At 43.7% G+C, this 22,302-nt stretch carries 17 protein-coding genes; 11 read left to right on the forward strand and 6 right to left on the reverse strand.

The genetic code is table 11. The features are described from left to right. Nucleotides 1–54: 54 nt before the first annotated feature. Both AC1DV1_RS05275 and AC1DV1_RS05280 read right to left on the reverse strand, forming a co-directional pair. Nucleotides 55–2,157, reverse strand: a complete 2,103-nt coding sequence (locus AC1DV1_RS05275) for a ComEC/Rec2 family competence protein (protein WP_477356284.1) — start codon at nt 2,155–2,157, stop codon at nt 55–57. Between the two features lie 397 nt (nt 2,158–2,554). Continuing rightward, complete coding sequence (locus AC1DV1_RS05280; RefSeq protein ID WP_090653238.1) at nt 2,555–2,890, reverse strand: MerR family transcriptional regulator; 336 nt, start codon at nt 2,888–2,890, stop codon at nt 2,555–2,557. A 331-nt stretch (nt 2,891–3,221) separates the two neighbouring features. Here AC1DV1_RS05280 and AC1DV1_RS05285 point away from each other — a divergent pair, with 331 nt between their 5' ends. The 9 genes from AC1DV1_RS05285 to AC1DV1_RS05325 all read left to right on the forward strand — a co-directional run bounded on the left by AC1DV1_RS05285 (nt 3,222) and on the right by AC1DV1_RS05325 (nt 16,022). After that, on the forward strand, nt 3,222–3,947 hold the full coding sequence (locus AC1DV1_RS05285) for a DoxX family protein (protein WP_477356286.1): 726 nt from the start codon (nt 3,222–3,224) through the stop codon (nt 3,945–3,947). Nucleotides 3,948–4,043: 96 nt separating this feature from the next. Beyond that, entirely contained in the window at nt 4,044–5,921 is a 1,878-nt protein-coding gene (locus AC1DV1_RS05290; protein WP_477356288.1) for a transglutaminase-like domain-containing protein, read from the forward strand. 8 nt (nt 5,922–5,929) lie between these two features. Continuing rightward, nucleotides 5,930–8,116, forward strand: coding sequence for a hypothetical protein (locus AC1DV1_RS05295; protein WP_477356290.1), 2,187 nt, complete (start codon nt 5,930–5,932; stop codon nt 8,114–8,116). Between the two features lie 242 nt (nt 8,117–8,358). Continuing rightward, on the forward strand, nt 8,359–11,052 hold the full coding sequence (gene alaS, locus AC1DV1_RS05300) for an alanine--tRNA ligase (protein ID WP_477356292.1): 2,694 nt from the start codon (nt 8,359–8,361) through the stop codon (nt 11,050–11,052). 46 nt (nt 11,053–11,098) lie between these two features. Beyond that, nucleotides 11,099–11,452: a hypothetical protein gene (locus AC1DV1_RS05305; protein WP_477356294.1), complete on the forward strand. Its 354-nt coding sequence runs from the start codon at nt 11,099–11,101 to the stop codon at nt 11,450–11,452. Between the two features lie 365 nt (nt 11,453–11,817). After that, nucleotides 11,818–13,284 (forward strand): Asp-tRNA(Asn)/Glu-tRNA(Gln) amidotransferase subunit GatB, encoded by a 1,467-nt coding sequence (gene gatB / locus AC1DV1_RS05310; protein ID WP_477356296.1) that lies wholly within the window; start codon nt 11,818–11,820, stop codon nt 13,282–13,284. A 2-nt stretch (nt 13,285–13,286) separates the two neighbouring features. Further along, nucleotides 13,287–14,438, forward strand: coding sequence for a redoxin domain-containing protein (locus AC1DV1_RS05315; protein WP_477356298.1), 1,152 nt, complete (start codon nt 13,287–13,289; stop codon nt 14,436–14,438). Nucleotides 14,439–14,544: 106 nt separating this feature from the next. After that, nucleotides 14,545–15,234 carry a response regulator transcription factor gene (locus tag AC1DV1_RS05320; RefSeq protein WP_147057003.1) on the forward strand — a complete coding sequence of 230 codons (690 nt, stop codon included), beginning with the start codon at nt 14,545–14,547 and terminating at the stop codon, nt 15,232–15,234. A gap of 431 nt (nt 15,235–15,665) precedes the next feature. Next, on the forward strand, nt 15,666–16,022 hold the full coding sequence (locus tag AC1DV1_RS05325; RefSeq protein WP_477356300.1) for a hypothetical protein: 357 nt from the start codon (nt 15,666–15,668) through the stop codon (nt 16,020–16,022). A gap of 136 nt (nt 16,023–16,158) precedes the next feature. Here AC1DV1_RS05325 and AC1DV1_RS05330 read toward each other — a convergent pair whose 3' ends face one another. The 4 genes from AC1DV1_RS05330 to AC1DV1_RS05345 form a co-directional block, all read right to left on the reverse strand. Then, nucleotides 16,159–16,719 (reverse strand): globin family protein, encoded by a 561-nt coding sequence (locus AC1DV1_RS05330; protein WP_477356302.1) that lies wholly within the window; start codon nt 16,717–16,719, stop codon nt 16,159–16,161. Between the two features lie 13 nt (nt 16,720–16,732). Further along, nucleotides 16,733–17,158, reverse strand: a complete 426-nt coding sequence (locus AC1DV1_RS05335; RefSeq protein WP_477356304.1) for a hypothetical protein — start codon at nt 17,156–17,158, stop codon at nt 16,733–16,735. A 420-nt stretch (nt 17,159–17,578) separates the two neighbouring features. Continuing rightward, complete coding sequence (locus AC1DV1_RS05340) at nt 17,579–18,031, reverse strand: hypothetical protein (RefSeq protein WP_477356306.1); 453 nt, start codon at nt 18,029–18,031, stop codon at nt 17,579–17,581. 51 nt (nt 18,032–18,082) lie between these two features. After that, nucleotides 18,083–18,652: a hypothetical protein gene (locus tag AC1DV1_RS05345; protein WP_477356308.1), complete on the reverse strand. Its 570-nt coding sequence runs from the start codon at nt 18,650–18,652 to the stop codon at nt 18,083–18,085. A 232-nt stretch (nt 18,653–18,884) separates the two neighbouring features. Between AC1DV1_RS05345 and AC1DV1_RS05350 the strand changes: the two genes are divergently transcribed. Then, nucleotides 18,885–19,169, forward strand: coding sequence for a DUF6958 family protein (locus AC1DV1_RS05350; protein WP_477356310.1), 285 nt, complete (start codon nt 18,885–18,887; stop codon nt 19,167–19,169). A 208-nt stretch (nt 19,170–19,377) separates the two neighbouring features. Next, nucleotides 19,378–22,230, forward strand: coding sequence for a beta-galactosidase GalA (galA, locus tag AC1DV1_RS05355; RefSeq protein ID WP_477356312.1), 2,853 nt, complete (start codon nt 19,378–19,380; stop codon nt 22,228–22,230). Nucleotides 22,231–22,302 lie beyond the last annotated feature (72 nt).

Below are 22,302 nucleotides of genomic sequence, written 5' to 3' on the forward strand. Positions count from 1 at the left end.
AATTTACCTGTTTTTAGCTTAAAGACAAATTTATTGGTAGTTAGTTTAATGTTGTTAATTAGATACTATAATCAGCGAATTGTTACGTTTTAATATTTTATAGTTTACATTGAGTGCCTTTGCGCCTTCAGTAAATCTTTCAACGGTTTGGTTACTGTTGCTGCCATCAATAATCAATGTTTGGTAGTCAAAGTTACTATTTACCGCTTGTAAATTGGTGTGTGGATTGCCGGTAATATATAAATAACTGGCTATCAGTTTACCCGGTAGCTGTTGGTTTTGTAATTGCTTATCAAATATAATTATCCTTTTATTATAAAACTGCATTAATGCTCCCTGTTTTTTAAACCATGTTGAACTGATGTTTTGGCTTAAGCCTATAATGGTGGCATGCTCCACCTGTGCACTATCTAAATAAGCCTGTACCGAATATTTGTAATTTTTATCGGTATCTGCAAGGTTGGTAAGTACAACCGCGCTGCCACCGTTTTTAAATACAATGCATGTGTTTTTGCGCAGGTTTAAAAATGCGATAGAGTGGGTACTTTCGGCCCGGTACCTTTTCAGGCTGATGCTTGTGGCAAATAGTAGTACACCGGTCAGGCTAAGCTTTATAAGCCATGTTTTTTTATTGTACAAATAGTAAAACACGCTTATTATGATCAGGTAAAGCAGCAAATACTCCGGCACTGTAAGCCATATTTTACCAATGCTGGCAAAGGGCGCATATTCAATAATTGCCAGTGCTTTGTTCATGAACAATATGGTATACTCCAATAACCGCGCCAGTAAAGTTGATAGCAAGGGCACCCATGAAAGCGCCAGGTAGGCTACACCACTGTACATGATAACCGATGTGGGTATAATAATAAGCAGGTTAGTCAGTAAAAAATAAACCGGGAACTGGTGAAAATACAATGCACTCAACGGAAACGTGATAACCTGCGCGGCTATCGATACCGAGCAAGCCATCCAGATTTTATCTGCCCATTTATTTTTAAACGCCACCCATTTGTAAACCACCGGCTGTAAAACCACCAGCCCGGCCACAGCCAGGTATGATAGCTGGAAACCAACATCGGTTATTAAAAGTGGGTTATATAACAGCAGCGCAAATGCCGATACGGCCAGGATATTGAGTAAATTGATATACCGCGCATAAGTTTTGCCGATGATAACCATACTGATCATCACCGCTGCCCGGCAAACAGCAGGCGAGAAGCCACTAAGCAGCGAATAGTACCAGATGAGCGCGATAATGATAACCGCTTTTATTACCCTGCCATGCCGGTAGCCGTTTAAAAAACCAAGGGTAAATTGCAGCAAAATATAAATGATGGCCACATGCGCACCTGAAACCGATAGTACGTGAATGGTACCTGTTTTGGAATAGGCCTGCAAAATATCGCCGCTCAAATCGGCTTTGTAACCCAGTATCAGGGTTGATGCTACAGCGATGGCGCCGGGATCGTACATTTGCTGCTTAAACCGGTTAATCATTTGCTGTCGTAGCCGCAGCGAAAACGCGATGAGCGCGTTGCCCGTACCATGCTTTACAACGCGGTACATTCCCGGGTATAAAAATGCCTGGTAGTATATGTTTTGATGCGCCAGGTATTTTTTATAGTTGAATTCGCCAGGGTTAAAGGGTGGGTCGATAGGGGTGGATTTGGCCGGGATAACTAACCCGTCGCCATATTGCAGGGATATGGCTGCACTGTCTTTAATGGTCACCAAGATTGTGCCGGTAACGGGAATTAATTGTTTATGGTTAATGCTTTGCCCAACCGTTGCCGTAAACCTTAGCAGTCCGTTTTTGAGCTGCGGTTCGGTATTGATTTTTATGGATAAGTATTGCGCCGGCGACCTGGAAAAATGCCTTGCATCGTTCAGTTCGTTATTATTGATGGCGCAGATGCAGCCTGCTGAAAACAGGATGAATGTAACTAATAATCCACCAAGCCACCTGGTTTTATAAATGGCCAGCCGCTGATAGCTTAAATTCAGCAGGATAAAGGCAATACCCAAGCCGCCGAAAATGCTCCAAAGTAAGGGAAGGTATGCGGCCGTAATAAAGCCGATACCTGAGGCTATCCCCAGCAAAAAAGGCAGGAGCAATACAACAAAAGGGATCTCGCCTTTATGGTTCGCGATCATTTATGATATGGTGAAAGCAATAAAGATATGTTTTAGGCGGATACGTCAAATAAATGAGTTGAAATAAATCAGCAGATTGATCGATCAGGGAATATTACACTTATTAATTGCCGGAATTTAAGGGGCATCGATTTTTTGCAGTTCAAGGGCGTCGCCCTGGTAAATATTGTAGCCACGGGTTTCAACCCGTGGTTATAAAACGGCATAGAATAAGTGCCGTAGGTACGGTTCATTTATTGTACGCTGATATTTGGAATATTAAAAGAACTCGTTGATTATATGGGCCGAGCCTACGGCTCTCTTTATTCTTGGGTTGGTATTCTCCTACAATATCGGTCAAGGCTACGCCTTTTGCCTGGTACGGAATAATAGCGGAGTGAACCTACATTGATAAAACCTACAACTGGTCGCGCACTTCTAATAGAAACTTTTTGATATTTTCGAGCGAGTCGATCACGCGCTGGTTTTCTTTGTGATCGCCAAGGTTGCTTTTCAGGTGTTCTTTGGCGCCGTTCAGGGTATAGCCTTTATCGCGAATGAGGTGGAAGATGATCTTAAAATTCTCGATATCCTCGGGGGTAAAATAGCGGTTGCCTTTTTTGTTCTTTTTAGGCTGCAATACATCAAACTCCTTTTCATAAAAACGGATAAGCGATTGGTTTACATCAAACATGGCCGATACCTCGCCCATGGTGTAATACATTTTGCTTATTTCGCGTTCTTTGTAAGCCATATATGCAAAGGTATCTTTTTGAATTCGGAATTGGGAATTTCGATTTCGGATTTTTGTCAGCAAAATGTAGACGCATGTGATGCACCTTAACAAAACATTGTGTTAAGTCAACAGTCGTAAGTTTAAAGTTGATTTTTTTCTTTTTTGGCTTCGACCTTAATCTTGCGCTGAACCGGCGTATTTGCAAACCATTGCGAAAACAAAATTGGTGTCTCAGTTTATTTTCTTAAAATATTTTGAAATGCAGTTGGACTTATTTAACTTTATATTTCAAAGTACTTTTTATTTGTAATAAAAACTTAATAGGAATCAGACAATATAATATACTGATATGAACAGACTTGAAGAACTATACTACGAGGCAAGGGCCGACAAATGGCTTAAACGGTTTGCCGTTTTTTGCCGCATTGCTTTAGCAGCCGGGTTTTTAATAGCGGGCATCGTAAAGATCATGGGCGAACGATTTGCCGCCGTCCTGCCCCACAATAATCCTTTAGGGCATTATTTTGATGCCTTGCAACTTACCGGATACTACTATACTTTTATCGGGATTGTTCAGGTTGTAGCAGCTATCTTGTTACTTATCCCGAGAACTTCTCTTCTTGGTGCATTGATGTATTTTCCAATCATCGTAAATATTTGTGTGCTTACCTATGCTACCCGTTTTGACGGTACCCGCGGTACCACGATGATGCTGCTGGCAAGCCTGTTTTTATTGATTTGGGATTATGACCGCTTAAAACATATTTTACCAGTTAAGCAGCAGCCCAAAACAGATCCTCATGTGGTGAAGAAGCCCCTGGGGATGCGCCTTCGGGTGATATTTTTTGGGGGTTCCTTTGCATTGGTGGCTTTTATCATCGTCGGTACTTTCTATTTATATGATATTATACCGGGCAATGCCGAAGATGAGTGCAGAAACCAATGCGCTTCCAGCAAAAATCCCCAGGCCTGCCAGGTTTTCTGCGACGGTATTTATAAGAAAGGCCAACCGCTGGATAGTTGTTTGGTAACTTTTGATAGGGCAAAAGATATACGCAAACCTGGCACGAAGTAGCTGGGTTTCAGTTTAATTATTTCCCTCATTACTTTTACACGCATCCAAATTCCCAAATCCAAATAATAGTATTATATTTCATCCTCTGATTATAATATGATTTTTAAACGATTGATTGCGTGCGCCTGCTGTACGCTGTTTACCCTGGGGGCGTTTGCTTTAGAAGGCGATTCGCTGGTAACTATAACCGCCTTAAAAAATGAGTACCAGTTTAAATGGAACGGCCAAACCAACAGGGTTGAGATAAAAGAGAAACTGAGCAATACCTACGTCAGCAATACCTATGGTGTAAGCTACCCGGTATCTGAATTTTATAACGATAACACCAGCATCGATGCGGTAACCTGCAAGGTTGATGGCCATAACTTACGGTCGTTTAAGCCAACCTACACCTATTACAGCCAGGACGATGTTTTTTACTCGGACGCAAAAATTTGCTACTTCCCGATGGATATGCCCAAAAAAGGAAGTGTCGGCACGGTCACCTTTGAAGAAACCCTGAATGATCCCCGGTATTTTACTTCCATCTATTTTTCAGATGCGGCAATAGTGCAGCAGGGCGAGGTGAGCTTTAAAATTCCCCGCTGGATGAAAGTGGATATCAAGGAAATGAACTTTAATTCCTTCGGCATAAAAAAAACTACCGAATACATCTCTGGCGAAGATGCCGATGTTATCACCTATTCGTTTGCAAATATACCGGCCATGAAGCGCGAGGCCAACAGCCCCGGCCCAACCTATATTTACCCGCACCTGTTGGTCTTGTGTAAATCGGCGGCGCCGGGCGGCAAGCAGATCACCTATTTCGGTTCACTTGCCGATCAGTATGCCTGGTACCGCAACCTGGTTAAAAACGTGGCGGGCGATCAAGCCGTAATCAGCGCGAAAGCAAAGGAGTTAACCGCCGGGCTTACTGCCGATATGGATAAAATAAAGGCCATATTTTATTATGTACAGGATAACATCAGGTATATTGCCTTTGAAGACGGCATGGCGGGCTTTAAGCCGGAGAAGGCCGACGAAGTGCTGCGCAAAAAATATGGCGATTGTAAAGGCATGGCCAATTTAACCAAGGCGCTACTGGTATCGCAGGGCTATGATGCCCGGCTATGCTGGCTGGGTACCAAACATATTGCCTATGATTACCAAACCCCATCAATGGCGGTTGATAACCACATGATTTGCGCCCTAAACTACAAAGGGAAAAAATACTACCTTGATGCAACCGAAAGCTACCTTAGCCTTAATGAATATGCCGAGCGCATACAGGGCCGCCAGGTTTTAATGGAAGACGGCGATAAATACATCCTGAATAAAATACCTTATGCCCCGCCTTTGCAGAACTCAATCAACCAGTTCAGCAAGTTAAGTGTAAGCGGCACCAGCCTGATAGGCAAAGTAAATTATACCTGGAAGGGCGAGGATAAGGAAAGTATTTTAAGCGGCTTAAACAGCATTAAACACGAAAATACGGATAAGGCTATGGTGAAATACCTGGCCGATGATAACAACGATTACACCATTAACAACCTGAAGCTAAGCAGTACTGCCAACCCTGATAAGGATTTGACAGCTGCGTTTGACCTGGAGCATAAAAATGCTGTAAACGTGTTTAGTAAGGATTATTACATCAACATCGACAGCCAGAAGGAACTGGCCGATTTTACTTTTAAACCCGCCGTGCGCAAGCTTGATTATTGGTTTGCCTATAAAATGAACATCAACAGCCAAACCGAACTGGATATTCCTGCCAATTATAAAGCCGCAACCGTACCTGCCGATTTGAATATTGTGAACCCCGATTATGAGTTTCACATCAGCTACACCCAACTGCCCAACAAACTGGTGTACAAAAAAAGCCTGCTTATTAAAAACACCAGCTTGCCCAAAACCCGCTTTGAGCAATGGAACCACGATGTGGAACTGCTGAGCAAGGCTTACAACGATACCCTGATCCTAAAACCTACAAACTGATATATTAAATGAAACCACTTTACCTGTCACTATTTTTTTTATTCATCACTACTTTAACCTTCGCGCAGGACAATGTGCCTTATGCCGAAAAAGCCGCCCAATTGCAAAAAGAAATCTGGGGTACCAGCGCGCCCGAGTTTAAAGTTACCAAAGTACCCGATAGCCTGAGCAAAGAGAGCGCTGTTGTGCTGGCACGGTCGTTTAGCCTTAACCGTACATCAAACACCAAAATAAAATTTTTGATTATTACCGCCGCTGCAAGCCTGCGTACCGTTAAACTCAAAACCTTTCATGAGCGTGTGAAAATTAACGATAAAGTATCGCTGGAAGACTACTCAACCCTGGAGTACCAAAAAAAGTTGGATAAAACGGTGTCCTTTTTCCTTACCAAGTTTGTGAGCACCAATAACACTTTTATCGGTGCAAAAATTGTTAAGCCCAACGGCAGCGAGGTAATTGTAAATACCGGCGAAGAGGTTTTAACCAAAAACGAAACCAAAGACCAAAAGGGCAAGTTGGCCATCCCCGGTTTGCAGGTGGGCGATATTTTAGATTATTATGTGAGTACCGTTGATGTTGACGAAAACAGCAAAAACGCATCCTATAAAAACAACGACGATATTTTTGTACTGGCCGATGAGTACCCTGTTTTGTATTACAGCCTCGATTTTCAGTACAATAAAAAAACCGATGTAAAATATATTTATGCCAATGGCGCCCCACATTTTGATGGCGGCCGTAACGCCGATGGCGACCTGGTGCTGAGCCTTAAGCTGCACAATATGCCTAAGTACAAAAGTAATATCTGGGTATCGGCCCTGCGCCAGTATCCATATATCGAAATTGGCAGCACGTTTAATAACGGCGCCGATGCATCATATGATACACGTGCTGTGGCCATTAAAAAAGCGTTCAAATATTCGTTCGAGGAGTACTCCGGCTTTAACGAAGCCGAAAAACGCACCAAGGATTATTTTAACACAGGTAAGCCATTTAAAAATAATGCCGCAGATAGCGTGCTAAAGGTGTTGTATGACATATGGAAATTCCAGGTTTTTTGCAATTACGATGGCGATGAACTGGAAAATATCGACGGGATGAATTACCGCAGCGCCCGCAGTGTACCGGCTGCCATAGGCATGAGTATGATGCTTACCCAATTGGGTATTAACCATGATGTATTGATGGTAGCATCGCGTATGAGCAATACGCTCGATAACATGTTTACTTTTAACGATTTTGATGCTGTCATCCGCATAAAAAGGGCCAAAACCTATTTTATGAGCTTTGATAATGTGGTTACCCATTTTGGCGAATTACCAGAGCGCTTTGAAGGCGAGAAGGTAATTGCCCTGAATCCCGATCGCATCACTAACAAGTACTACACTTTTACCGAAAAGGACGATTCGTTATCGGTTTCAACCAGCGATAAAAATTTTATTGATGAACAGCTACAGGTAAACCTGCTGCCAGCAGATATGCAGAAACTAAAAATTGCCCGGCAGGTAAGCGAAAGCGGTTTCATGCGTCTTGAAGACCAAAAATCCTTGTTGCCGGCAGGCGATATTGACAAAGGTTTACAAGCCTTGATAAAAGGCGAAGAACTATCAAAAAGGATAAAAGGCAAACACAAAGCCGACGAGTACTCAAATGCCTTTGAGCAACAACGTAAAGACCAGGTAAAAGCCTTCACCGCCGAAATTAAAGGTAAATACGACCAGGAACCAACCGAAGTAAAGGATTGCAAGATCATCGACCCGGCGATTGAAAATACCAACCCGGCGTTTAAATACGGCTCGTCATTTGTGCTTAACAACCTGGTGAAAAAGGCAGGCAACAATTACCTGGTTGATGTAGGCAAACTCACCGGCGGTTTTTACAAACTGGAGGATACCGAACGCAAGCGCACTATTGACGTTTACATGCCCTGCGCCCGCAGTTTTAAATATACCATATCGCTGGCTATCCCCCAGGGATACACAGCCAAAGGTGTAGAAGAGCTGAATATTAAAAAAGAGAACAAAACGGGCTCATTCTCGTCAACTGCAAATGTAAACGGCAACACATTAAATATTGTAGTAACGCGCGCCTACGCCCACAACTTCGAAAAAGCCGCCGACTGGCCCGCGCTGGTTGAAATGATTGATGCCGCCTCGGCTTATAACGCTAAGAAAATTTTGCTGGAGAAGAAGTAGTTAGTCGTCTGAAAGTCCGAAAGTCGGAAAAGTCCGAAAGTCAGAAAGCCGGGGAAGTCCAAAAAGTCAAAAAAGTAGCCGGAGTTGTTGGTCCGGAAGTTAGAAAAGTAAGATAGGAAAGTTGGAAGTCAGAAAAATCGTATGAGGGGGGACCCTTCCTTATTTCCCAACTTCCGGACTTTCCGGACTTTTCTGACTTTCCGACTTCCGGACTTTCCGACTAATAACTACATTTGCACACTATGACAGCTACCGAAATACGCCAGGCTTTTCTTGATTTTTTTGTTTCAAAGGGACACGTTATTGTTCCTTCGGCACCAATTGTAATTAAAAACGACCCAACCCTGATGTTCACCAACGCGGGGATGAACCAGTTTAAAGATATATTTTTGGGCGAAGCAGCAGCCAAGGCAACCCGTGTAGCCGATACCCAACGCTGCCTGCGCGTAAGCGGCAAGCACAACGATTTGGAAGAAGTTGGTATTGATACCTACCACCACACCATGTTTGAAATGCTGGGCAACTGGAGCTTTGGCGACTACTTTAAAAAAGAAGCCATTGCCTGGAGCTGGGAACTGTTAACCGAAGTTTACAAGTTACCAAAAGACCACCTGTACGTTACCTATTTTGAAGGCGACGAAAAGGAAGGCCTTGAAAAAGATACCGAAACCTATAATCTGTGGAAGCAGTTTGTAGATGAAGATCACATATTGCCCGGCAATAAAAAGGATAATTTTTGGGAAATGGGCGAAACTGGTCCCTGTGGCCCATGTTCCGAAATTCACTATGATAGCCGGGAAGAAGGTGAAAGGTTAAAGGTGAAAGGCCAAAGTCTTGTAAATGCTGATCACGACCAGGTGATAGAGATCTGGAACAACGTTTTCATGCAGTTTAACCGCTTAAAAGGTGGCGCATTACAGCCATTGCCTGCCAAACATGTGGATACCGGTATGGGCTTTGAGCGTTTGGTGCGCGTGCTGCAAGGCAAAACATCCAACTACGATACCGATATTTTCCAGCCGATTATCCAGTTTATAGCGGAGAAAAGCGGGAAAAAATACAACAGCGCCGCCAAACCCGGTGATACCGACTGGAACGAAGCCGTTGCCATGCGTGTATTGGCCGACCATATCCGTGCCATCAGCTTTGCCATTGCCGATGGGCAGTTGCCTGCAAGCAATAAAGCCGGTTACGTGATCCGCAGGATCCTGCGCCGTGCCGTGCGTTATAGCTACCAGACTTTAGGCTTTAAAGAACCTTTCTTTAACCAACTGGTGCCTTTATTGGCCGAACAGTTTAAAGGGGTGTTTGATAATCTTTACAGTCAGAAAGATTTTGTGCAGAAGGTGATTTTGGAGGAGGAGATAGCCTTTCTAAGAACGCTACAAAACGGAATAAGGAGATTTGATGAAATAACTACAGTAACTTTCGTTGGACAGTCTATTGGTTCTGATGCTAATATCAAAACCATAGATGCTTGGAATAAGCTAATATCTGGACATGCAGCATTTGAATTGTCGGATACTTATGGATTCCCCATAGATCTGACTGAACTTATGGCGCGCGAGAAAGGTTGGACGGTCGATATCGAAGGCTACGAAGTAGCCCTTCAAGAACAGAAGAACCGCTCCCGCTCCGCCGGTGCCATTGACACCGGTGATTGGATCACCCTGAAAGACGACGAAACCTCCATCTTTACCGGTTACGATGAAACCGAGACCATTTCGCACATTGTAAAATACCGCAAGGTAACAGCCAAAGGTAAAGAGCAATACCAGATTGTTTTGGATAAAACACCTTTCTATGCCGAAAGCGGTGGCCAGGTAGGGGATAAGGGCGAGTTGGTTTTCCCGGATGGCACCATCATTTTGGTTACCGATACCAAAAAAGAAAACGGTTTAACCGTTCATTATGTAGATAACCTGCCCGAAGATATTGAGGATGCTTTAACCGCCATTGTCGACCCTGCTTTGCGCGGGCAAACCAATGCCAACCACTCGGCTACGCACCTGCTGCATGCCGCCATGAAACAGGTATTGGGCAGCCACGTAAACCAAAAAGGCTCATTAGTCAACAGCGATTACCTGAGGTTCGATTTTTCGCACTTCGCCAAAGTTACCGACGAGGAACTGGCGCAGATTGAAGCTATCGTAAACCAAAAAGTCCGCCAGAATATCCCGCTGAAGGAAAAGCGCAGCGTGCTTTATGCCGAAGCCATCACCAGCGGCGTAACCGCCCTGTTTGGCGAAAAATATGGCGAGTATGTACGCGTGATAACTTTCGAAGATGAGTTTAGCAAGGAGCTTTGTGGCGGTACCCATGTTCAGGCTACCGGACAGATAGGCTTCTTTAAAATCATTGCCGAAAGTGCCGTAGCCGCAGGTGTACGCCGCATCGAGGCCATTACCGGTGTTGCTGCCGAGGTGTTTATCACCAACCAAAGCCGCATGGTCGACCAGCTTAAAGATTTGCTTAAAAATCCAAAAGACCTGCCAAAAAGCATAGAAAGCCTGCTGGACGAAAATAGCAAGCTGAAAAAAGAAATTGAGAAAGCCATCCTCGAAAAATCATCAGGCTTAAAAAACGAACTGGCACAAAAAGCCGAGGCTATTAATGGTATCAACTTCATTGCCCAAAAAGTAGCCCTGCCCAATGCCGAGGCCATTAAAAACCTGGCCTACCAGTTAAAAGATATTGTACCCAACCTGTTCCTGGTACTCGCCGCCGATTTTGACGGCAAACCCAGCCTGACGGTTATGATAGCCGAAAACCTGGTAAAAGAAAAAGGCCTGCACGCTGGCAACATCGTAAAAGAACTCGCCAAAGAAGTAAAAGGCGGCGGCGGCGGCCAGCCATTTTTCGCAACCGCCGGCGGCAGCGATGTAAGCGGCCTGGATAATGCACTGGCCAAGGCGAGGAGTTTTGTTGGGTGGTAACAAATCAAGGTAATAAAACGTTAATAACGTTAGAAGAGGTCAAATAATGATTGCGTTAGAAAACATAGATCGGATTAATGCCATAGAAGAAAGCGATTCGAACAAGATCAGCATTGTTTTGTTCGAGTGGTTGTCTTTAAAACAAAGTTATAAAAACGAATCTTTAGTTAATTACAGTGAATACGTAATAGATACCCTTGCCGATCTTTTTAAAAAAATGCTTGTTCAGGATACAGCGATGACTAAGAAGGCCAAACTAAACGTTGTTGACCTACTTGATAAACTTAAAACTCAGAAAGAAAACTTAGATTTTATTAAATCAAATATTGTCGTATCTGACATCCAGCAAGCATCGAAGAGGTTGTCTAAAAAAGCCCAATCAGCTTTTGAAATTAAATAAGGAATTTATCCTCGGATAGTTTGTCCGTACATTGCGGATCAACACCCGCAGCTGAAATTCTGTCCATTCTTTAATTCTGTAAATTCCGGTTCAAACAATTGCGTTGGATTGGCGCGGATACCGGCCAATGTGGCTAAGGCCCGTGTAGTATGAGCAAAAAGCCCGATCCGCAGGGGACGCCATCATAGATATGAGATTTAAGACCACCCAAGGGTCACCAGGGGCTTACAAAACCACTCACCGCTCACCATTCACCACTCACCGCTACATTTTTCCTGACCATTAACCCCCAAAACCTACCTATACTGTATTAACTTTTATATATTTGACCTTACAATCAGCACATCACAGCTGAATTTATTTTTATGACAGTTCTCGCAAACGGGATAGGTGAAAAGTACGAATTGGTTGTAGGCCTCGAGGTACATGCCCAGCTATCCACTTTAAGTAAGGTTTTCTCGGCCGATTCTGCCGCTTTTGGTGCCGGGCCTAATCAGCATGTAAGTGCCATATCTTTGGGACACCCCGGTACTTTGCCTTTTTTAAATAAACGCGCGGTAGAGTATGCCGTTAAAATGGGCCTGGCCTGTAATTGCAGCATCAACTTGAATAACAGCTTCGCCCGTAAAAATTATTTCTACGCCGATTTGCCCAAAGGCTACCAGATAACGCAAGACCATGCGCCCATATGCCTGGGTGGTTACGTGCCTGTAAAACTGGCCGATGGTACCGAAAAAAACTTAGCCATTCACCATATTCATATGGAAGAGGATGCCGGCAAAAGTATGCACGACCAGCACCATGCCGATTCGCTTATCGACCTTAACCGTGCCGGTGTGCCCCTGCTGGAAATTGTTACCCAGCCCGATATGCGCAGCGCCGAAGAGGCCGGTCAATTTTTGACCGAAACCCGTAAAATACTGCGTTACCTGGATATTTGCGATGGCAATATGGAAGAAGGCAGCATGCGCTGCGATGCCAATATCTCTGTTCGCCTGCGTGGCGCTACCGAATATGGTAACCGTTGCGAGGTAAAAAACCTCAACTCTATCCGTAACGTGCAGCGCGCCATCGAGCACGAGTTTGCCCGCCAGGTAGCTGTGATTGAAGCGGGCGGCCATATTGACCAAAACACGCTCAATTTTAATGCCGATACCGGCGAAACATCGGTATTGCGCAGCAAGGAAATGGCCAACGATTACCGCTATTTCCCCGAGCCGGATTTAATGCCGTTGGCGCTTACCGAGCAATACGTTGAAAACATTCGCAAAAGTTTGCCGGCACTACCCAGCCAGCTTTACCACAAATACCTTGAATTGGGCTTGTCGGCCTATGATGCATCGGTTATTACTGCCGATAAGGACGTGGCCCACTATTTTGAAGAGCTGATAAAAGCTACCGACCATTATAAAGCCGCGGCCAACTGGATCATGGGCACGGTAAAATCATACCTGAATGATCATGACGTTGCCATCAGTAACTTTGCTGTTACCCCGGCCAACCTTGCCGGCCTCATCAAACTAATTGACGCGGGCGTGATAAATAATTCTGTAGCTTCGCACAAGTTATTCCCCGCCATGGTTAAAGAGCCGGGCAAAAAAGCCGATGAACTAGCTATGGAGCTTAACCTGTTAATCAGTGCGGATAATGACGATGTAAACCAATTTATTAAGGCCGCCATTGCCAAGTTTCCGGATAAGGTAAAAGAGTACCAAAAAGGGAAAAAAGGCGTGTTGGGCTTGTTTATGGGCGAGATTATGAAGCTATCAAAAGGTAAAATAGATCCGCAGAAAACAAACCAGTTATTGATCAAGGAATTAGAAGTAAAGTAGTAATGAAATTAAAAAATCTGGCAGTTTACAGTGTACTGTTTTTAACTGCATTTGTTTATTCATGTAAAGATAATTCGCAGTTTACCATTAATGGTACCATTAAAAACCCAGGCAGTATAAAGCTGGTTTATTTAATTGAGGCCGATAGCAGCCAGCTTAAAGTGGTAGACTCGACCACGCTGAGCGAAGATGGTAAATTCAAATTTAAACATGTGGCGCCTTATGCCAATTTATACAAGCTGCGTATTGGCAGCGCAGGCGGTGGCGATCAATCGGCAGCGGCCAATAACGTATACGACCTGATAGCAAAAAACGGCGACGATATTGATTTTGAAACCGACAGTAAAGATGCCACGCATACTTATATCATCAAAGGCTCTGATGATTCGGACAAGATAAAAGAGTTTAACAAGATTAGTAATTTTTACGGCGAGAAAAATTCTAAACTTGTGGCCGAGTACCAAGAGAAATCACAGGCCCTGGGCAAACAATCAGATTCATTGCTGAAAGTTTATATGCCTACCTTCCAAAAAAACGTGGCCGATTATGGTGTTGCTGTTTTAAAGTTTGTTAACGATAACAAATCGTCGCTGGCGGCCTTTTATGGCGCAACATCGTTGGATGTGTATAAGTTTGAACCGCAGCTGGTGGCCTATGCCGATGATATTAAAGATAATTTTAAAGATAATCCGGCGGTGCAATCCTTCGTCAAACAGATGAATAAAATTAAGCCTGTATCTATAGGCCATAAAGCACCCGATTTTACAACCACCGGGATAGATGGTAAGCAGGTTAGCCTGGCCGACTATAAAGGCAAATATGTAATGATTGATTTTTGGGCATCATGGTGCGCGCCCTGCCGCCAGGAAAACCCTAACGTGGTAAAACAATATGCCGCATTCCATTCAAAAGGCTTTAATATTTTAGGTGTATCCTTAGATAAGGATAAAGCTGCTTGGCAAAAAGCCATCAATGATGATAAACTGGAATGGGCTCACGCATCGGATTTAAACAGCTTTGAAGGGCCAACAGAAAGGCTGTACAATATCGAGGCTATCCCGTCAAATTTCATCATCGATCCGGCCGGAAACATCGTTGCCAAAAATATTACCGGGGCCGATTTGGAAGCTTTTTTAACCAAAACGTTCAAATAGGTTCAATTTATCGTTAACAAAAGGTAACCATTAACAATTTGTTAATATTTGGGTAACTTTGAGGTGTTGTAAAGTGTATACTTTTATACAAAAAAATTAACGCATCATGAGCAGCTCTCCAAAACAGAAAATTCTTATTGTTGATGATGAACCGGATATTTTAGAGTTGATAGAATACAACCTTAAAAAAGAAGGCTACCAGGTGTTTTTGGCCCGCAACGGCCAGGAGGCTGTAGCCGAAGCCAAGAAATCACTACCTGATCTTATTGTACTTGACATTATGATGCCTAAAATGGATGGCATTGAGGCCTGCCGCATCATGCGTACCATGCCCGAGTTTAAAAATACCTTTATGGTATTTTTAACCGCCCGCAGCGAAGAATATTCAGAAATTGCAGGCTTTAACGTAGGTGCCGATGATTATATAGCTAAACCGATAAAGCCCCGTGCCCTGGTAAGCCGTATAAACGCCATATTGCGCCGCAACTCGCCAACAGAAGAAACACCCGACAACAAACTTGAAATTGGCGACCTGGTTATTGACCGCGAAGCTTACCTGGTTTACCAAAAAGGTGTTAAAGTGGTTTTGGCCAAAAAAGAGTTTGAACTGCTATACCTGCTGGCCTCAAAACCCGGCAAAGTATACACCCGCGAGGTAATCCTGAAAAATATCTGGGAAGACTCGGTAGTAGTAACCAACCGTACCATCGATGTTCACATCCGCAAACTGCGCGAGAAACTTGGTGATGAGGTAGTTGCAACTGTTAAAGGTGTAGGGTATAAGTTTGAAGCGTAAGCCCGGCCTCCTAACCCCCTGAAGGGGGAACTTTTGATTAACATATTTGAAGCTTCGGTTTTCTTTCGGAAAGTCGAAGCTTTTTTTTGGCGAAAAGCTTTTGGCTTGTTTGGGGCGTTGCCTGCGGCCGGGCCATTCGTTCATACGCGCACAAGGCGTTAGGCACGGCCCTCCTTATGGCCATCGCGCGGGCCGGTATCCACTTTTGTCCCTAACGTAATTGTCTGAACCTGAATTTTTCACATATAAATGATTTTTTTAAGGTGTTCAAGAGGGCTGCGCCGTTTACAGAATTTTAAAATTAACAGAATTTAAAAAGCCAATTCGAGAAATTCTGAAAATTCGTTTAATTCGGGTTCAGACAACAACCCCAATAAAAAATAAAACTAATTGCCGCCCAATTTGTATACCGGTTAACAAAATTTCTCCCGATGAAAAAAATAGTCTCCATAACCATAGCATTTGTGCTGATACTTAGCGTTTGTTTCGCTGCTATAAACAGCCTTACAGGCAAATGGGCAGGGCCGGTTACATTGCCGGGGAACAAGCCCTTTCAGCTTGGTTACAATTTTAAAGTAGATAGCGGTAAACTAACAGGTACCGCACTAACCCCGGCCGGTGAGGTGATTATAACCGACGGCATGATAAACGGCGACGATTTTTCATTTAACGTACCCGTACCCAACGGGAACGCCCCGCACACCGGGAAACTATATGCCGATAGCATTGCCCTGCACTTTGTGTATCAAGGGCAGCATTTGGCAGCTACATTAAAAAGGGCTAACTAAACTTTATCCTATAGAAGCTAATACTTTGAACATTAAAGTTGGCGAACTCATTTTTGATGATAACAACGGCCTGTTTAAACAAACAAGGACCGCAAGTTACGCTGCGGACCTTCACCCCCCCTCTGATCAAAAAAAACTATTGTTGTACTACCTGTGCTTTTAAGCTCACAATAATTTTGCCCAGTGAGCCTATTAAGGTTGATGGCAGTTTATTTTTATTAGCGCCTTTCACAACATCGTCAACAAAGGCGTCAAAATCGGCAGCGGTGGCTTTGCCGTTCATACGTGGATTTTTTGCCGGGTTGTGGGCATCAACCATGTTGTCGCCTGTGTAAGTGAAGTTTTTTGCGCCTGTGGCAACAGCTACAAACGTGGTTAGGTTGCCGCTCAACTCGGTAAAGCCCGAAAGGTTGCCTTTGGTCACTTCGGATAGCAACACAGTAAAATGCCCGTTTATCCTGCTATCGCCGGCAATAACAAATATGGTGCTATCAATAACCGAGCGGATGCCTAAGCGGCCTTTTTCGATGGTGGTACCTGGTTTTGCCGGGTCGGATACCATTACCGATCCGCCTAACGAGTCATATAAAGTAGCTTTTACAGGTGTTACCGACGAATTACTGCTGCAGGCCTGCAGCGCGAACATTGCACTAACAGAAAGCGCGATTAACGTAGATGTGTTTAGTAGTTTTTTCATGTTTTTTTGAAGATTAGATTACCTGGGTTATTAGTTTGTAAATTTTATAGGTGTATGATGATTTGGCTACCGGGCAGCCGCTTTTTAAACTTTGTGCATCGGGCATGTAGCGATCGGCTTTTAGGTTAAGGGCTTTTTTAAGGTTATCAACTACCTGGTTGCCGTTGGTTTTAACCGGGAAAAAAGTAAAAATAACAGTGTTCGATTCCGGGTTAACCATTACATGGTCAATTCCTTTTTGCTTGTACATCCAGCCGGCAATGTTATTGGCATCCCTGGGTGTTATCGGCTGCTTAATATCAATGCGGGCCATTACTTTGGTAAAGGCATCGGGCGCCGGCCGGTAAACAAAATAAATGTGAATGGCCAGCACAAAAAGCAGGAACAAGAAGGTTGATAAACCATAAATGACAATTTTTTTTACTGTGCTTTTTTTCATGAGGATAGGCTTTTAGTTTTAAGTATCTTGAATATGATTTATAGCGAAATTTTACATTTCTATTATGAAATACGGCGCTTTAATTACCCCGGTTTTTAGATGCTGATAAATAAGCTACTTTAAATTAGAGTACTCCGTGTAGTGGTAAAAAATGTTTTGGGAAGTAGCCTGGAAAGGAAGAATGGTAGCTGCGTATTTTTAAAGAGGACTAAGTATGCAGCTGTGCGGGTTAATTGTTAGCGATAAATGTATTATCAGCTGTTAATACCGAATATGAAATAAAGTGCCGAAAATGCCTTAAGTACAGGCTATTGATCCGTGGCTGATGATTGCTATTGACCGGGTCGTTTGTTTATATGAGGTTAAGCAAGGCGGCTACCCGGTTTTGTCCTTCAATAGAGTTAACTGCCGCTAATTCAATCAACGGAATATTTTTCGTAATCTTCTTTTTGCTTTATCCGTTACTGTCAATATCTTATTAGTGTCGCTCATATCCAGGTTGTTGCAGATTAAGCTAAACGTTGCATAACCTGTTATTATATGTTTTTCATCAAATATAATTAAGCCAAAATCTGAACCAAAGCAATCTAAATCCGCTTTTTGATAGGAGTGCTTGTTCCGCAAAATTTCCCTTAACGTATTTATTTCAGCAACGCTTAATGCCTTTACCTTATGAAAACAAGAATCAACCTTATTGTTGTAAATAATTGGTGGATCTTTTGAATCGAGGCAATCGTGCGTATTGCGCTGCATTTTATATAAATCAATAAACCTGGCTTGTTTTAAAGAGTTTTCGGCTTTTGTACCCAATTGCTGGCTAAAGCAAACATTGGCAAAAACGGAGACGAGGAATATCACTAATAAATATTTCATTTTAACTATGATGGTTAAGATCGTCAGGTGCCTCCTATACGTTAAGGCAGTTTATTTCTTTACTGTAAGTGATGTTAAAATCGCTCTCATCTCTACCGAGTCTGCACTGCTGCAGGCCACTTTTGACAAGTGTATGTTTACAAACAAATCTTTACCTAACATCGCATAGCCATACATATGTTTTTGGGTAAAATTATTGCCATCTACAACCACATTATTTTGCCGGAACATAAAATCATCCGTAGGTTTCCCCCAATCTTCATTGTTACGTTCCATTGTTTTCAGGTTGGAGTAGTTTGAAAAATAAGCGAATGGATATGCCGGGCTGATATCGGGGCCGCCAATGGCCACTTTTAGTGCATCAACCAGCTGCAGTTTTTCATCGTCATTAAGTTTGTAATATAAAACTGAGCAAATGAAGCCGTCCTGCTCGGCGTAATAGTAGTAATCGGTACCGCGCCATTCTTTTTTGAATTTTTTAAACCGGCTGCTTGCGAGGGTAAACGTAGTGCCTGTTCTTTTAGGATAAGCGAATTCAAATAGGGTACTGTCTGCTATTTTAAAGGCAAGTAACCCGATAACAAAGGCGATTGTTAAATAAAAAGTATTTTTTTGTTTCATGGTTTTAAGGTTATAAGTACGGTGCTGTAGTCAAATATAAGTTTTATGTTGGATTATGAAATACAGTGTGCTTATTGATAGCCGATTGTGCAATTTTGGATACCTGACAACATTTCAGTTTACCTTTAACCAAATAGTTTATGCGGGGGAACTAAAGGTTAATTCTGTATTTTTTTTAACTTTAAGTCGCCGAGGAAATTTTAGCCTCACGGCCATCACATCACCAAATCATATGACAGAAGCCAGGATACAAACCTTACATCCCGATAAGGAAAAACAAAACAAAATTATCTCGGCCGAAAAGTATGAAGTGATCAAAGCGGCCATACTGCAAATTTTGCAGGAGCAAAGCCTCACCCATACCCAGCTCATGCAGGCCCTTCACGATAAGGTGCATGCCACCTTCGCCGGCAACGCCCACTGGTACGGCGAAACCGTAAAACTGGATCTTGAGGCACGCGATATCATAAAACGAAACACGGCCAAGCCGCCGGTTTACAGCATTCATCAACTTTAACCCACTGCGCTTCAAAGTAAATTAATGTGTTAGCTTTAAGCCTTAGGCATTTTGCTTTTAGCTTCTCCCTGTTTCGATACTATTTTACCAAAATGTGCTCAGATAGTTTCAACGAGGCACATTTTTTAAGATAGCTGTGTTTTTAACACTTATTTTTAGGGGCAAATTATAAATCCCAATTCAAAAAATCAGTGCTTATCCAATATATATGAAAACGTTGCGCCTTTTGCTGTTGTTATCTATTTGTCCTTTAATTGTGTCAGCACAAACGGCTGGCGCCGGGCAAAAATCGAGGGCGCATATTTGTATAGATACAGGCTGGCGGTTTGCTTATGGCCACCCTTTTGATGCCGCCAAAGATTTTAACAACGGCACCAGCTATTTCTCTTATTTTGCCAAAGCAGGCTACGGCGATGGCGCCGCCGCCGCTGATTTTGACGACAGGCCCTGGCGCAAGCTTGATTTGCCGCACGATTGGGCTGCCGAACTTGGTTTTAGCGAAAGGGCCAGTTTTAGTCACGGTTTTAAAGCCCTGGGCCGCAATTTCCCGGAAAGCAGCGTAGGCTGGTATCGTAAAAAGTTTACCATACCAAAGCAGGATTTTGGCCGCCATATCACCATTGCATTTGATGGCGTTTTTCGCAACTCTACCGTTTGGGTAAACGGGCATTACCTGGGTACCGAGCTAAGCGGCTATAATGGTTTTGAATATGACATTACACAGCTTTTAAACTACGGCGGCGATAATACCATCGCTGTAAGGGTAGATGCCACCATGGAAGAAGGCTGGTTTTATGAAGGTGCGGGTATTTACAGGCATGTATGGCTCAATAAAACATCGCCGCTGCATATTGCTGCCAACGGCACATTTGTGAGCAGCACTGTTGGGATTGGTAAGGCACAGTTAACAGTTAAAACCGATGTAAGTAATTACGATACCGGGGCCGATAATTTTGCCATTGTACAAAAAGTATATGATCGCCAAGGCCGTTTGCTGGCTACCAAACAAACTGACGGCCATACCTTGCAACCTTTTAAAACGGGAGAGTATAGCAGCCAACTGGAAATAGCGCACCCTAAATTATGGTCGGTTGATACGCCGTACCTGCACCGTTTGGTTACCACCATTTTGATAAATAATGTGCCTGTTGATGAATATGTAACGCGCTTTGGCATACGTACCCTGCGTTTTGATGCCAACACCGGCTTTTACCTGAACGGTAAACGGCTGGAAATAAAAGGCACCAATAACCACCAGGAGCATGCGGGAGTGGGTACAGCTATACCCGACGAACTGCAGTACTATAGAATTGCCCGTTTAAAGGAGATGGGTAGTAATGCTTATCGCTGTTCGCATAACCCGCCTACGCCCCAATTGCTGGATGCCTGCGATAGTTTGGGCATGCTGGTGATTGACGAAAATCGCTTGATGGGCATTGATGAATACCACCTGGGTAGCCTGAAAAAAATGATTGACCGCGATCGCAACCATCCAAGCGTGATCAGTTGGTCGGTAGGTAACGAGGAGTGGGGAATAGAAAACTCGGAGACAGGCGCACGAATTGCGACCACCATGCAGGCCTTTGTAAAAAGCCTGGATACCACCCGTGCTGTTACCGCGGCGTTTAGTGGCGGCTGGGGGCAGGGCTTATCAGGTGTGATGGACTTAATAGGCTTTAACTACATAGCTCAGGAAAACCCCGACGCACAACACCAGAAATTTCCGCAGCAAAAGGGCTGGGGTACCGAGGAAGGATCGACCTTTGCTACCCGTGGGGTTTACTTCACCAACGATTCGCTCCATTATAAATCTGCTTACGATGCCAAGCCAAGGCCCAATGCTTATAGCATTGAAGAGGGCTGGCAATACTATGCCAAACGGCCATTTTTAGCAGGTATGTTTATCTGGACGGGATTTGATTACCGGGGCGAACCTACACCTTATGGATGGCCATCAATAGGGTCGTACTTTGGGATGCTCGATCAGTGCGGCTTTGCTAAGGATGATGCCTGGTACCTGCAGGCCTGGTGGGGCAACAAGCCGACGCTGCACCTGCTGCCGCACTGGAACTGGAAAGGTAAAGAGGGCCAATCCATAAACGTTTGGGCCTACAGCAACTGCGATGAAGTGGAACTGTTTTTAAACGGCAAAACCCAGGGCAAAAAAGCCATGGCCAAAAACGGGCACCTGGAATGGACGGTTCCGTACAGCTCCGGAACGCTAAAGGCCATCGGCTATACCGGCGGCAAACAGGTATTAACCGAAACCGTACAAACGACCGGCAGCCCGCAAGCCATCGCCCTTGAAGCCCATAAAAATACCCTGAAAGCCGATGCGCAGGATGTAGCTGTAATTAAGGTTAGCCTGCTTGATAAAAAAGGATTAGCGGTACCCGATGCCAATAATGAAGTAAGTTTTAAAATTGAAGGGCCCGGCAGAATTATAGGGGTAGGCAACGGCAACCCAACCTCGCTTGAGCCTGATATGTACCTGGAAACGATAGTAAATATGCCTATCGAAGCCTTGAAAGAGTTGCCGGTTCCCGATACCATCCGCAAAAGCGAGACAGCCGAAACCTTTGATGATAGCGGCTGGAAAAAGGCGTTTACCAATATTAGCGATACCAACATAAAAGCCTGGGTTTATCGCGGCAGTATTAATTTAACCGATGATTTAACGCGACAGCCGCTCATCTTTTTTTATAAAAGTATCGGCCGTAAGCAATCGGTATATTTTAATGGTCACTTGCTGGCTGCCAATGTCGATTTTCATAAAGACCAGGATGTGTTTAACATCAGCAAAGCCTTTTTAAAGCCGGGAAAAAATAGCATAGTTATTGTTGCCTTGCCCATCAAAAAACTACACCCCTGGGATAACCCAAACCAGGACCCCGGTGTAATTCAGTTTAAAGCACCCGCCACTGCCTGGAAAAGAAAGCTGTTTAACGGCCTGGCCCAGGTTATAGTTCAATCAGACGGAAGCCATACAGGGCCAATCATCTTAACCGCTACTTCGGCAGGGTTAAAAGAAAAGAAAATAGTTATTAATGCCGATAAGTAAAGATAGTTTTGAGTCGGGAGTCTTGAGTTCTGAGAGTGTGTTTATAGATATCTGATTGTCAATTGTTTATTT

The organism is Mucilaginibacter sp. P4_D1, assembly GCF_056401935.1.